At 73.4% G+C, this 12216-nt stretch carries 13 protein-coding genes; 4 read left to right on the plus strand and 9 right to left on the minus strand.

Going from position 1 to position 12216, the window contains the following annotated elements:
- Window positions 1-170: 170 nt before the first annotated feature.
- The 5 genes from ACGFSC_RS08665 to infC all read right to left on the minus strand — a co-directional run bounded on the left by ACGFSC_RS08665 (window position 171) and on the right by infC (window position 3958).
- Window positions 171-1274, minus strand: a complete 1104-nt coding sequence (locus tag ACGFSC_RS08665) for an ATP-binding protein (protein WP_359905924.1) — start codon at window positions 1272-1274, stop codon at window positions 171-173.
- Window positions 1275-1389: 115 nt separating this feature from the next.
- On the minus strand, window positions 1390-2256 hold the full coding sequence (locus ACGFSC_RS08670) for an RNA methyltransferase (RefSeq protein WP_359905921.1): 867 nt from the start codon (window positions 2254-2256) through the stop codon (window positions 1390-1392).
- Between the two features lie 98 nt (window positions 2257-2354).
- Complete coding sequence (gene rplT / locus ACGFSC_RS08675) at window positions 2355-2750, minus strand: 50S ribosomal protein L20 (RefSeq protein WP_030055649.1); 396 nt, start codon at window positions 2748-2750, stop codon at window positions 2355-2357.
- A 109-nt stretch (window positions 2751-2859) separates the two neighbouring features.
- Window positions 2860-3054, minus strand: coding sequence for a 50S ribosomal protein L35 (rpmI, locus tag ACGFSC_RS08680; protein WP_030055648.1), 195 nt, complete (start codon window positions 3052-3054; stop codon window positions 2860-2862).
- A 142-nt stretch (window positions 3055-3196) separates the two neighbouring features.
- Window positions 3197-3958, minus strand: coding sequence for a translation initiation factor IF-3 (gene infC / locus ACGFSC_RS08685; protein WP_359906017.1), 762 nt, complete (start codon window positions 3956-3958; stop codon window positions 3197-3199).
- Window positions 3959-4433: 475 nt separating this feature from the next.
- Between infC and ACGFSC_RS08690 the strand changes: the two genes are divergently transcribed.
- Window positions 4434-4850, plus strand: coding sequence for a DUF1844 domain-containing protein (locus ACGFSC_RS08690; RefSeq protein ID WP_380352725.1), 417 nt, complete (start codon window positions 4434-4436; stop codon window positions 4848-4850).
- Window positions 4851-4898: 48 nt separating this feature from the next.
- Here the strand turns inward: ACGFSC_RS08690 and ACGFSC_RS08695 are convergent, their stop codons facing one another.
- Complete coding sequence (locus tag ACGFSC_RS08695; RefSeq protein ID WP_359905918.1) at window positions 4899-5672, minus strand: SseB family protein; 774 nt, start codon at window positions 5670-5672, stop codon at window positions 4899-4901.
- 102 nt (window positions 5673-5774) lie between these two features.
- Here ACGFSC_RS08695 and ACGFSC_RS08700 point away from each other — a divergent pair, with 102 nt between their 5' ends.
- From ACGFSC_RS08700 to ACGFSC_RS08710, 3 genes are all read left to right on the plus strand, one after another.
- The gene (locus ACGFSC_RS08700; RefSeq protein ID WP_359905915.1) at window positions 5775-6998 is read left to right on the plus strand and encodes an amino acid deaminase/aldolase; all 1224 of its coding nucleotides are present in this window, start codon (window positions 5775-5777) and stop codon (window positions 6996-6998) included.
- 62 nt (window positions 6999-7060) lie between these two features.
- Window positions 7061-7477: a hypothetical protein gene (locus ACGFSC_RS08705; protein ID WP_359905913.1), complete on the plus strand. Its 417-nt coding sequence runs from the start codon at window positions 7061-7063 to the stop codon at window positions 7475-7477.
- A 244-nt stretch (window positions 7478-7721) separates the two neighbouring features.
- Window positions 7722-8636 carry a lytic polysaccharide monooxygenase gene (locus tag ACGFSC_RS08710; protein ID WP_359905910.1) on the plus strand — a complete coding sequence of 305 codons (915 nt, stop codon included), beginning with the start codon at window positions 7722-7724 and terminating at the stop codon, window positions 8634-8636.
- Window positions 8637-8771: 135 nt separating this feature from the next.
- On the opposite strand, the gene ACGFSC_RS08715 is transcribed toward ACGFSC_RS08710, so the two are convergent.
- The 3 genes from ACGFSC_RS08715 to ACGFSC_RS08725 form a co-directional block, all read right to left on the minus strand.
- Window positions 8772-9893, minus strand: coding sequence for a DUF2510 domain-containing protein (locus ACGFSC_RS08715; RefSeq protein WP_359905907.1), 1122 nt, complete (start codon window positions 9891-9893; stop codon window positions 8772-8774).
- A 132-nt stretch (window positions 9894-10025) separates the two neighbouring features.
- Window positions 10026-10826: a 3-oxoacyl-ACP reductase gene (locus ACGFSC_RS08720; RefSeq protein WP_359905904.1), complete on the minus strand. Its 801-nt coding sequence runs from the start codon at window positions 10824-10826 to the stop codon at window positions 10026-10028.
- A gap of 7 nt (window positions 10827-10833) precedes the next feature.
- Entirely contained in the window at window positions 10834-12213 is a 1380-nt protein-coding gene (locus tag ACGFSC_RS08725) for an aldehyde dehydrogenase family protein (RefSeq protein WP_359905901.1), read from the minus strand.
- Window positions 12214-12216: the final 3 nt, after the last annotated feature.

The following is a 12216-nucleotide window of genomic DNA, read 5'->3' on the forward strand; positions in this document are numbered from 1 at the left end:
CCGTCCGGGGAGACGACGTCCGACCTGCTCGGGAACTCCGAGCATGCCGTGCGCCTGCCGCGCATGCTCTTTCAGAGCATGCCGTGCTCGTCGTTCATGCTCTTTCAGAGCATGCCGTGCTCGTCGTTCATGCTCTTTCAGAGCATGCCGTGCTCGTCGTTCATGCTCTTTCAGAGCATGAAGTCGGGCACCCCGGCGGGCAGGATGAATCGGAACCGGGCGCCGCCGCCGGGCGCGCGGTCGACGCGGATCGAGCCGCCGTGGGCCTCCACGATGCCCTTGACGATGTAGAGGCCCAGGCCCGTGCCGCCGCGCTTGGAGCCGCGCCAGAAGCGGGTGAAGACGCGGGGCATCGATTCCTCGGGGATGCCGCTGCCTTCGTCGCTCACGGTGACCGCTGTGCCTTCCACGATGCGGGGCGGGGTGCCGCTGCGCTCCCAGACGGGCGCCTCGACGACCTCCTTGGCCGGTGCCACCTCGATGGTGACAGTTCCCTCGCCGTGCCGCACCGCGTTTTCCAGCAGGTTGGCCAGCACCTGGTCGACCTTGTCCGGGTCGGCCCACAGGACGGTCAGCGGTTCGCCGATCCGGATGTCGAAGCGGTCCTCGGGGATGCCGGTGGCGACCTTGCGCTCGACGTGCCGGCGCACCGCCGCGGCCAGGTCGACCACCTGCTTGCGCAGCTCCAGCCGGCCGGAGTCGATCCGGGAGATGTCCAGCAGCTCGGCGATCAGCCGGGTGACCCGGTCGGCGTCCGCGTCCACGGTCTCCAGCATCAGCCGCTTCTGCCCGTCGGTGAACCGCTCCCACTTGGCCAGCAGCGTCGCCGTGAAGCCCTTGACGCTGGTCAGCGGGGAGCGCAGCTCGTGCGCCACGGTGGCGATCAGCTCGGCGTGGCTGCGCTCGGTGCGGCGCCGGGCCTCGGTGCCGCGCAGGGCGATCACCAGGCGCTCCAGCGGCCCGCCCGGCGCGCTGCGCACGTACCGGGCGGAGACCAGCACCTCGCGCCCCCCGGGCAGCAGCAGGTTGCGCTCCGGCTGGCGGGTGCGGGTGGCCAGACCGCCGTACGGGTCGGTCAGCGGCCACCAGCGGCGGCCGTCCAGGTCCTCCAGCGGGAGGACGTCCTCCAGTCCGCTGCCGAGCGCGGCCTGCGGGAGCACGCCGGTGAGCCGGGCCGCGGCCCGGTTGAAGCAGACCACCCGGCCCAGCGCGTCGGCGACCACCAGGCCGTCCGGCAGGTCGTCCGGGTCGAGCTCGGGTCCGCTGCCGACCATGGGTTGCCTCCCCGATTACCCACCGTGCCGTTCCCCCCACCGAGGCAGACCCTAGCGCCTCCCAGGCCCGTGCAGTAGGGCTTGCCGCGTGGATCCTGACGCGCCCCCGGGTGCGTCAGGCGTTCGAGCGGCAGCCGCCGGGCGAGCGCTGGGCGCGCGCGGAGGCGTACAGGCAGACCGCCGCCGCGGTGGCCAGGTTGAGGCTCTCGGCGTGGCCGTGGATCGGGACGCGCACGACCTCGTCGGTGAGCGCGCGGGTCTCCTCCGGAAGCCCCCAGGCCTCGTTGCCGAACACCCATGCGCCGGGCGCCCCCAGGGTGCCCTCGTCGAGCTCCTGGTCCAGGTCGCGCTCCCCCGCGCCGTCCGCGGCGAGCACCCGGACGCCGGCCTCGCGCAGCCTGCCGACGGCCTCCTCGACCGGCACCCCGACCGCCACCGGCAGGTGGAACAGGCTGCCCACGGAGGCCCGGACGGCCTTCGGGTTGTAGAGGTCCACGGAGGCGTCGGTGAGCACCACGGCGTCCGCCCCGGCCGCGTCGGCGGTGCGCAGCACCGTGCCGGCGTTCCCGGGGTCGCGCACGTGGGCGAGGATCGCGACCAGCTTCGGACGGGCCTTGAGCACCTCGGCGAACGGGGTGTCGATGAAGCGGCAGAGCGCCACGATGCCCTGCGGCGTCACCGTGTCGCAGATCTCGGCGATCACCTCGTCGGTGGCGGTCAGCACCGGCAGTCCCTCGACCAGGGCGGCCTCGACGATGCCGGCGTGCCGCTCGGCGGCCTCCGGGGTCGCGTAGACCTCGACCACGGCGTGCTCGCCGCTGCCCGGCAGCCTGCCGAAGGCGATGGCCTCCCGGACGGCCTGCGGGCCCTCGGCCAGGAAGCGGCGCTCCTTGGTGCGCTGGTTGCGCTTGGCCAGCCGGCGGGCGGCCACGACGCGCGGCGAGCGCAGGGAGGTCAGCAGGGGGGTGTCGGTGCTCGGCATGGTCTCGTTCTCCGGAGGCGCTGAAGGAGGGGGAAAAGCAGGACCGGACCCGCAGGCGAGCCTGCGGGTCCGGTCAGAGCTCAACCGATCTCGGAAGATCAGGCGGCGTCGGCGGCGGCCTTCGGGGCGTTCACGTCGGCCGGCAGCGCCTTCTGGGCGACCTCGACCAGGGAGGCGAACGCACCCGGGTCGTTGACGGCCAGGTCGGCCAGCATCTTGCGGTCGATCTCGACGCTGGCGGCCTTCAGGCCCTGCACGAAGCGGTTGTAGGTGATGCCGTTGGCACGGGCCGCAGCGTTGATGCGCTGGATCCACAGCTGACGGAAGTCGCCCTTGCGCTTCTTGCGGTCGTTGAAGTTGTAGACCAGCGAGTGGGTGACCTGCTCCTTGGCCTTGCGGTACAGGCGCGAACGCTGGCCACGGTAGCCGCTGGCGCGCTCCAGGATGACCCGGCGCTTCTTGTGGGCGTTGACTGCCCGCTTGACGCGTGCCACTTGATTACTCCTTGGGTTGGACCACGGACTACTTCACGTGGTCCGTCATTCGAATGGGTCGGGAAGGATCAGCTGCCCCGCTCGCGGCTCGCGCCGGGCGGGAGGGCGATCACTTGCCGAGAAGCTTCTTGATCTTCTTGGCGTCAGCGGGGGCCAGCTCGACGGTCCCGGCCAGCTTGCGGGTCAGCGTCGAGGGCTTGTGCTCCAGGAGGTGGCGGCGGCCGGCGCGCTCGCGCAGCACCTTGCCAGAGCCACTGATCTTGAAGCGCTTGCTGGCGCCACTGTGCGTCTTCTGCTTCGGCATTTCGCCGTATCTCCTCGTCAGTCCCGTCCGCGCCCGCGCGACGTGCGCCGCGCGGGCGTGAACTGGATGGATCTGCGGTGACCGGGCGGGCCGCCCCGTCACCCTGGGGGCCGGTCTCCCGGGCCTCCTGGCCGGTGAGGGCTCAGGCGCCCTGGGAGGCGGCCGGCTGCTCGACCGGAGCGTCGGCCTCGACGGCCGGCGCCTCGGCCGGGGCGTCCTGCGCCTCGGTCGTGACGTCCTCGTCCTCGGTCACGACGTCCTCGACGTCCTCGACCTCGGTCACGACGTCCTCGTCCTCGATGTCCGCAGCGGCGTCGGAGCCGGCGGTGCGGCCCTGACGCTCGGCCTTGCGGGCGTCCGCGAGGGCGCGGGCCTCGGCCATCGCCTCGGTCTTCTTCTTGTGCGGGCCAAGGACCATGATCATGTTACGGCCGTCCTGCTTGGGCGAGGACTCCACGAAGCCCAGGTCCTGGACGTCGTCGGCGAGCCGCTGAAGCAGACGGAAGCCCAGCTCGGGGCGGGACTGCTCACGACCGCGGAACATGATCGTGATCTTGACCTTGTCGCCCTGCTTGAGGAACCGGACGACGTGACCCTTCTTGGTGTCATAGTCGTGCGGGTCGATCTTCGGCCGGAGCTTCATCTCCTTGATGACCGTGTGCGCCTGGTTCTTGCGCGCCTCACGGGCCTTCATGGCCGACTCGTACTTGAACTTGCCGTAGTCCATGAGCTTGCACACCGGCGGCCGGGCGGTCGCCGCGACCTCGACCAGGTCGAGGTCGTACTCCTGCGCGAGCTCCAGCGCCTTGGCAAGCGGCACGATGCCGACCTGCTCGCCGCTGGGACCGACGAGTCGCACCTCGGGGACGCGAATCCGGTCGTTGATGCGGGGCTCGGTGCTGATGGGGCCTCCTCGGTTGCACCTTCTGCGATGCGGCCGTCGGACGGCGGTCGCACGTAGTGGACTCGACCACTGGGCGGGGCTTCATTCGTGCTGCGCTGTCCGGTACGTACACCGCCACACGAAAAAAGCCCCGCTCGGTACAAGCGGGGCTCCACACAACCGGGGGCGACGCCCGGTGAGGGGCGCTGCGGCGACTCGGCGCCAGTGGCGCCCGTCGCGGACCGGGACCCGTCGACCCTGAGGCCGACCAGGTGGGAGACTTTCGCGGTTGCCCTCTCGGGCCTCCTCAGTGGAGCCTCCACTTGCTGGCCGAGTGCCCATACGGGATCCCGGCCGGTCAGTCTCGAAGCTTACAGCGTCGGGGGGGCGAACGCTATTCCGCCCCTCCGCGCGGCCTCCTCCCGGCGCGGGGAACGGCCGCCTCCCGGCGCGGATACGGCCGCGTCCTGGTACCGAAGGGGCCCTTGTACGCTCCATGGGTACGGACAGACCGACACGATGGAACGAGCCCACCTTGAGCAGCGAGCCCACCCAGAACCCCGGCGCGGACGACGACGCGATCGGCTTCGACGACCTCACCCGCGACATCGCCGAGGTCCCGGCCGTCGAGGTGATCACCACCGTCGCGGTGCACCTGATGAGCGCCGCCGCCGTCAAGTGCGGTCTCGCCGAGGGCGGCGACAAGGACAAGGACCTGGACGAGGCCCGCAAGCTGATCACCGCACTGGCCGGGCTGGTCACCGCCGGCGCCCCGGAGATCAGCAACTTCCACGCCGCGCCGCTGCGCGACGGGCTGCGCTCGCTCCAGCTCGCCTTCCGCGAGGCCTCGATCGTCCCGGACGCCCCGGGCGCGGGCCCGGGCGAGAAGTTCACCGGGCCGGTCTACTCCTGAGACCGCTCGCGGGAGGTCCGGCACGCGCGTGCCGGACCTCCCGCTCCGTCAACGCCTGTAGAGCGGCTCCCCCGGCAGCTCCGCGCTCGCCGGCAGCACCGCGAGGTCCAGCCCCCGGTCCAGCCGCACCCGCAGCAGCGGGTCCGCGGCCACCGCCCGCCCGACCCGCTGCGCGGCGGCCTGCAGGCCCGCCTGGTCCAGCGCCGGGTCGAACACCACCGCGAGCACCCCGTCGGAGCCCTCCGAACCCGCCAGCAGCCCGGTGACCACCTGCGGCTCCGCCGCCAGCAGCCCGCGGACCGCCTCGCGCACCTCCGGGTCCAGGGCCGGCGGCAGGAACGGCCGGTTCTCCGCCAGCGCCCGCAGCCGGGCGCCGCCCAGCCGGAACGGCACCGGCCCGGCCGGGTCGATCAGCAGCGTGTCGGCCCGCTCCGAGAAGGCGACCATCGCGGCCTGCGGGGCCGCCGTCGGCGCCGGACGGGCGTCGGCGCGCCAGCGGGCCAGCGCCTCCAGCGACGTGAAGGCCGGCAGCGCGCGGCGCCCGTCCGGGGCCTCCAGCACCGGGACGGCCATGTCGCTGGTCTTCTCGTGCCGGTGCCCGTGCGCGTCCACCTCGACCTCGCCGAGGATCGCGACGATCGGGACCATCAGCCGGGTGGGGGTCAGCGCCGCCAGCACCTCCGACTCGGCCGCGCCGTCCCGCGACCAGCGCGCGAGGGCCTCGGTGAGCGCCGGGTCGGCGGTGCCGTCGTCGTCGGAGAAGCCGGGGTTCGGGATGCTCTTGCCGACGAACGCCGGGTTGGAGAAGTCTTTGCGGTCCACCCGCCCGACCCTATGCCACCGCGCGCGAGCGGCCCCATTTCCCTGCACGTTCCCCGTACGCGGGGCCTACCCACCGGTAGCGCGGTGTGGCACCCTGCGCCCATGGTGATCCTCGACGCACCCGCGACCGCGCCCGCCCCGGTCTCCGACCGCCTCCGGTACGACCGCGTCACCGCCCACCTGGACGGGCCGGTGGCCGTCGTGGACCTCGCCGCGTTCGACGCGAACGCCGCCGACCTGGTCCGCCGGGCGGGCGGCAAGCCGATCCGGCTGGCCAGCAAGTCGATCCGCTGCCGGGCGCTGCTGGAGCGGGCGCTGGCCGTGGACGGCTTCCTCGGGGTGATGAGCTTCACCCTGGACGAGTCGCTCTGGCTGGCCCGCACCGGCGTCCGCGACATCCTGCTCGCCTACCCCTCCGCCGACCGGGCCGGCTTCGCCGAGCTGACCGCCGACCCCGGGGCCGCCCGCGAGATCACCGTGGTGCTGGACGACCCGGCCCAACTGGACCTGATCGACCGGGCCCGCGGCGGCGACGCCGAGGTGCGGGTCTGCCTGGAGCTGGACACCTCGCTGCACCTGCTCGGCGGCCGGGTCCGGGTGGGCGCCCGGCGCTCGCCGCTGCGCACCCCCGAGGACCTCGGCGCCTTCGCCGAGCTCGTCCAGCGCCGCCGGGGGTTCCGGGTGGTCGGCCTGATGGCGTACGAGGGGCACGTCGCCGGGGTGGGCGACCGGGTGCCCGGCCAGCCGGTGCGCTCCGGGCTGATCCGGCTGATGCAGGCCAAGGCCCGGACCGAGCTGGCCCAGCGGCGCGCGGCGACGGTCCGGCGACTGCGACAGGTGGCCGACCTGGAGTTCGTCAACGGCGGCGGCACCGGCAGCGTGGAGTCCACCGTGGCCGAACGCGCCGTCACCGAGGTCGCGGCCGGCTCCGGGCTGTACCAGCCGCAGCTGTTCGACAACTACCGCACGTTCCGGGGCCGCCCGGCCGCGCTCTTCGGCCAGCCCGTGGTGCGCCGCCCCGGCCTCGGCGTGGTGACCGTCCTCGGCGGCGGCTACCCGGCCTCCGGCGCGGCCGGCCCGGACCGCTCGCCGGTGCCGTACCTGCCGGCCGGGCTGCGCTACGACCCGATGGAGGGCGCCGGGGAGGTGCAGACCCCGCTGCTCGGCTCCGCGGCGGACGACCTGCTGATCGGCGACCGGGTCTGGTTCCGCCACGCCAAGGCGGGTGAGCTGTGCGAACGCTTCGCCGAGCTGCACCTGATCGAGGACGACCGGATCGTACGGACCGTGCCGACGTACCGGGGCGAGGGCAGGACGTTCCTCTGACACTTCGTCCGGTTCTGCCCTACCGTGGTGCCGACACTGAAGCTGGAACCGGGAGGGGCCGCATGGATGCCGAGCTCGTGCAGGAGATGGTGAGGTCCGGAGCGACCTCCGTGGCCGGTCTGATGGCCACGGCCGCCTGGAATCAGGCCGGTTCACGGATCGCCCGGCTGTTCGGTCGCGGCGAGCGGGACGAGGAGGCGAGCGCCGAGCTGGAGGTGATCCGCGCCGAGGTGCTGGAGGCCGGCGGCGACCAGGAGGTCCTGGCCGACCAGGCCGCGGCCCTGCGCAACCGGCTGCGCACACTGTTCCGGACGGAGCCGCAGGCGGCCGAGGAACTCTTCGAGATCCTCGCGGAGTTCGCCCCCGGGCGGTTCAACAAGGTGGGCGGGACGTACATCATCAACACCATCGACGGGAACTCGACCGTCAACAGCGACCTCGTGATCCAGGCCGGCATCATCCACGACATGCGGCACTGACCTTTCCGGAGCCTTAACGGGGCCCGATGGAACGGCTAACCACGGCCGTCCGTCGGGCCTTTGCGCTGCTCGGGGGCCTACAGTCCGTCAACAAGCACAGTACGCGCGGCTATTGCCATCTGGTCCAGACCAATCCTACGCTCTGGCCGGGGGCCGTGCGCCGGGCCGGCGGCCTCCGAACGGGCAGGCGTGCCCGCTCCTCCCCCACACGTGCCCGGAACGACGGTCAAGGAGTCCCCACCCCATGTCCATCAAGCGCAATGCCCTGTCCGTCGGCGTGATCGGCGCCGCGCTCGTCGCGGTGGCCGGAGCCACCGCCGGCACCGCCAGCGCCCACGGCACGATGACCAACCCCGTCAGCCGGGTCGCCGCCTGCTACGCCGAGGGCCCCGAGCACCCGGTGTCCCAGATCTGCAAGGACCTCGTCGCCGCGAGCGGCACCCAGCCGCTGTACGACTGGAACGAGGTCAACATCGCCAACGCCAACGGCAACCACCAGGCGCTGATCCCGGACGGCAAGCTCTGCTCGGCCAACCGCGACAAGTACGCGGCGCTGGACTGGCCGCGCACCGACTGGCCGGCCACCGCGGTGAAGGCCGGATCCTTCACCTTCCAGTTCCGCACCACCGCGCCGCACGTCGGCACCCAGACCGTCTACATCACCAAGGCGGGCTACGACCCGACCAAGCCGCTGAAGTGGTCGGACCTCGACCCGGCCCCGGTGGCCAAGGTGCAGGTCGACCGCAACGCGGTCAACGGGTTCTACACCTACTCCGGCACCCTGCCGCAGCGCACCGGCCGCCAGGTCCTCTACACGGTGTGGCAGCGCAGCGACAGCCCGGAGGCCTTCTACTCCTGCTCCGACGTCGACTTCGGCGCCTCCACCACGGCCGTGTCGGCGCTCGCCGCCCAGGCCCCGGCCGCTCCCAGCGACGCCCAGATCGCGGCCGACGCGTCCAAGTCCACGGTCGCCCACCACGGCCACGGCGGGGACCCGAACTCCCCGGCCGGCCAGGTGATCCCGACCGCCTCCGCGGCCGTGGGCGGCACCTCGGCCACCGGTCCGCTGCTGCTCGCGGGCGCTGCCGCGATCGGTGTCGGCTGGGCCGGCATGGTGCTCCGGCGCCGTCGCGTCGAGGCTGTTCGACGCGACTCCTGACGCCGGGCACGGGAGCCGGGCCGGCACACCCCCGTCCGGCCCGGCTCCCGTGGCACCACCCGTACGACGACGAACGGCGGCCCACCCGGAGGGTTCCCTCCCGGGTGGGCCGCCGCCGTGTGAGGAGCGCGGTGCTCAGGTGGTGGTGCCCCCGGCGCCGCCGTCCGCACCGGACCCGCCGGAGCCGGAGCCCGAGCCGGTCCCGGGCAGCCCGGGGATGCTCGGCAGCTTGCCCTTGTAGGCGGAGATGCCCTGGACGACGGTGTCCATCACCGCGACGTCGGGCGACTTGTCGGCGATGTCGAAGCCGAAGTGCACCGAGACCAGCGACTTCCCGTCGGCGGACGGGAAGACCACGGTCTGCACGTAGCCGTTGTTGCCCTTGGGCGCGTCCACCTTCCAGCGGACCAGGTAGCCGTCCTGGCCGTTGACCTTCACGGCCTCGGACTTGAGCTCCTGGTGCCCGGTGACGTCGCCGTACGCGGCCTTGGCGGCCGTCGCGATGTCGGCCTTGGCCGCCGCCTGGGCGTCGGTGCCGCCGCCGTCGATCCGGCCGGTGTTCACGCCGCCGAGGGAGCAGCTGCCCTTGCCGTCCGCGCAGGTGTACGAGCCGACGCTGAGCGAGGCGTAGCCGTCCGTGGTGGTGCCGGCCTCCCAGCCGTCCGGGACCGGCAGGGTGAGCCGGTTGACCACGTCGATCGCCTTGTCGGCGTTCGGGCTGGTCCGGCCGCCGCCGTTTCCGCCCTTGCCGCCGTTTCCGCCCTTGCCGTTCCCGCTCCCGCCGTTGCCGCCGTTGCCGGGGTCCCCGAAGTCCGGGGCGCCGCCCCACGGGCCGTAGCCGCCCTGCGGGGCCGGGCGGGCGTTGCGCGGGGCGCGGTCCTGGTGGCCGTCCGTCGCGAGGTAGGTGACCCCGGCGCCGACGCCCAGGCCGAGCAGGGCGGCGACGGTGGTCGCCAGCACCAGCTTGGAGGGCCTGCGCCGGGCCTTGCGCGGCGGCCCGCCGGGCGTGCCGTAGGCGGCGCCGAAGGGCGGCGGCTCCGGGTAGCGGACGGTCGGGCCGCTCTCCAGCACCTCGCCCTCCAGCACCGTGGGCTGCTCGGCCGCTCCCGGCGCGGGGATGTCCGAGGCGGGGGCGTCCGAGGGTGCGGGCCGGGTGTCGGCCGTCCAGCCCTTGCCGTCCCACCACCGCTGCGGCCTCGGGTCGCTCGTGGTGTCCTTGGGATCCGGGTACCACCCGGCGGGAATCTGCTCGCTCACAGAAGAGAATCTAAAGGCAGCCGGATAAACGCGAAATCAGCGCAGCCGGGAATTCCCGCCGTTTTCGATGAGATTCCGGTGAGAACCCCGTCCGGCGCGGCCCGGCGCGGCCGGGATTCCCACCGGCGGCGGCTACAGCGGGGTGACGTACGCCCCGGAGATGCCGCCGTCCACCAGGAACTCGCTCGCCGTGATGAAGGAGGAGTCGTCGCTGGCCAGGAAGGCCACCGCGGCGGCGATCTCCTCGGCCCGGGCGAACCGGCCGAGCGGGATGTGCACCAGCCGGCGGGCGGCCCGCTCCGGGTCCGCGGCGAACAGCTCGCGCAGCAGCGGGGTGTCCACCGGTCCGGGCGAGAGCGCGTTGACCCGGATGCCCTCCCGGGCGAACTGCACGCCCAGCTCGCGGGACATCGCCAGCACCCCGCCCTTGGAGGCGGTGTAGGAGATCTGCGAGGTGGCCGCGCCCATCCGGGCCACGAAGCTGGCGGTGTTGATGATCGAGCCGCGGCCGTGCCGGCGCATGTACGGCAGCGCGGCCTTGCAGCACAGGTAGACCGAGGTCAGGTTGACCTCCTGGACCCTGCGCCAGGCGTCCAGGCCGGTGGTCAGGATCGAGTCGTCCTCGGGCGGCGAGATGCCCGCGTTGTTGAACGCGACGTCCACGCTGCCGCAGGTCTCGTACGCCTCGTCGAACAGCGCCTCCACCATGTACGGGTCGGTGACGTCGGTGTGCACGAACAGCCCGCCGACCTCCTTGGCGGCGGCCCGCCCGGTCTCCTCGTCGAGGTCGGCGCAGACCACCTTCGCCCCCTCCGAGGCGAGCCGGCGGGCGGCGGCCAGGCCGATCCCGCTGCCCGCGCCGGTGACCACGGCGGTGCGGCCGACCAGCCGGCGGCAGACGGCCTCGTCCCGCGCGGCGTGCTTCTCGCTCATCGGGCTGTCACTCCTCGCTGTGGATGAAGACGTTCTTGGTCTCGGTGAAGTGGCGCAGCGCGTCCGGGCCCAGCTCGCGGCCCACCCCGGACTCGCCGTAGCCGCCGAAGGGCGTCCAGTAGCGCACCGAGGAGTGCGAGTTGACCGACAGGTTGCCCGCCCGTACGCCGCGGGCCAGGCGCAGCGCCCGGCCGACGTCCCGGGTCCAGATCGAGCCGGCCAGGCCGTAGCGGGTGGCGTTGGCCAGGCGCAGCGCGTCGGCCTCGTCGGTGAACGGCAGGACGGCGGCGACCGGGCCGAAGATCTCCTCGGTGACGGCCGGGACCTGCGGGTCCTCGGGGCCGACGACCGTCGGCGGGTACCAGTAGCCGGGCCCGTCCGGGACCTTGCCGCGGGCCAGCACCGGCAGGTCGGGGGTGAGGTAGGAGGCCACCCGGCGGACCTGGGCGGCCGAGATCAGCGGGCCGAGCTCCGTCTGCGGGTCGGTCGGGTCGCCGGTGCGCAGGCTCTCGACGGCGGGCAGCAGCAGGGCGAGGAAGTCCTCGTACACCTCGCGCTGGACCAGGATCCGGCTGCGGGCGCAGCAGTCCTGGCCGCTGTTGTCGGCGAAGGACATCGGGTCGGCGGCGCGGGCCAGGTCGGCGTCGGCGAAGACGATGCTGGGGCTCTTGCCGCCGAGTTCCAGGGTGACCCGCTTGGCGCGGGCGGCGCAGCGGGCGGCGACCTCCTTGCCGACGACGGTCGAGCCGGTGAAGACGATCTTGCGGACGGCCGGGTGGTCCACCAGGGCCCGGCCGGTGGTGGTGCCCGCGCCGGGGACGACCTGGAACAGGCCCTCGGGCAGGCCCGCCGCGAGGCCGAGTTCGGCCAGCCGCAGCGCGGTCAGCGGGGTGGCCTCGGCGGGCTTGAGCAGGACGGCGTTGCCGGCCGCGAGGGCGGGGGCGAAGCCCCAGGCGGCGATCGGCATCGGGAAGTTCCACGGTGCGATCACCCCGACCACGCCGACCGGCTCGTGGAAGGTCACGTCCAGGCCGCCGGCCACCGGGATCTGCCGGCCGGCCAGCCGCTCCACTCCCCCGGCCGCGTACTCCAGCAGGTCCCGGACGTTGCCGGCCTCCCAGTGGGCGTTGGCCGGCAGGTGGCCGGCCTCCGCCACCTCCAGGGCGGCCAGCTCGGGGACGTGCGCCTCGACCTGGTCGGCGAACCGGCGCAGCAGCCGGGCGCGTTCGCCGGGGGCGAGCGCCGCCCAGCCGGTCTGGACCCTCGCCGCCCGCCGGACGGCCGCGTCCAGCCGTTCGGGGGCGGTGTCGGGGACGGTGGCGAGCACCTCGCCGGTGGCGGGATTGCGGACGGTGCTTCTCCCGGCGCTCGCGTCGGGCTCGGTCATGCG

Origin of the sequence: Kitasatospora sp. NPDC048715 (assembly GCF_043198905.1) — a bacterium.
In the GTDB taxonomy this organism is placed as follows: Bacteria; Actinomycetota; Actinomycetes; order Streptomycetales; family Streptomycetaceae; genus Kitasatospora; species Kitasatospora lactacystinica.

Coding starts and splice junctions, on each gene's coding strand:
- ACGFSC_RS08665 (WP_359905924.1), bottom strand. CDS start 1,274: ATGGTCGGCAGCGGACCCGAGCTCGACCCGGACGACCTGCCGGACGGC.
- ACGFSC_RS08670 (WP_359905921.1), bottom strand. CDS start 2,256: ATGCCGAGCACCGACACCCCCCTGCTGACCTCCCTGCGCTCGCCGCGC.
- rpmI (WP_030055648.1), bottom strand. CDS start 3,054: ATGCCGAAGCAGAAGACGCACAGTGGCGCCAGCAAGCGCTTCAAGATC.
- ACGFSC_RS08690 (WP_380352725.1), top strand. CDS start 4,434: ATGGGTACGGACAGACCGACACGATGGAACGAGCCCACCTTGAGCAGC.
- ACGFSC_RS08700 (WP_359905915.1), top strand. CDS start 5,775: ATGGTGATCCTCGACGCACCCGCGACCGCGCCCGCCCCGGTCTCCGAC.
- ACGFSC_RS08705 (WP_359905913.1), top strand. CDS start 7,061: ATGGATGCCGAGCTCGTGCAGGAGATGGTGAGGTCCGGAGCGACCTCC.
- ACGFSC_RS08710 (WP_359905910.1), top strand. CDS start 7,722: ATGTCCATCAAGCGCAATGCCCTGTCCGTCGGCGTGATCGGCGCCGCG.
- ACGFSC_RS08720 (WP_359905904.1), bottom strand. CDS start 10,826: ATGAGCGAGAAGCACGCCGCGCGGGACGAGGCCGTCTGCCGCCGGCTG.
- ACGFSC_RS08725 (WP_359905901.1), bottom strand. CDS start 12,213: ATGACCGAGCCCGACGCGAGCGCCGGGAGAAGCACCGTCCGCAATCCC.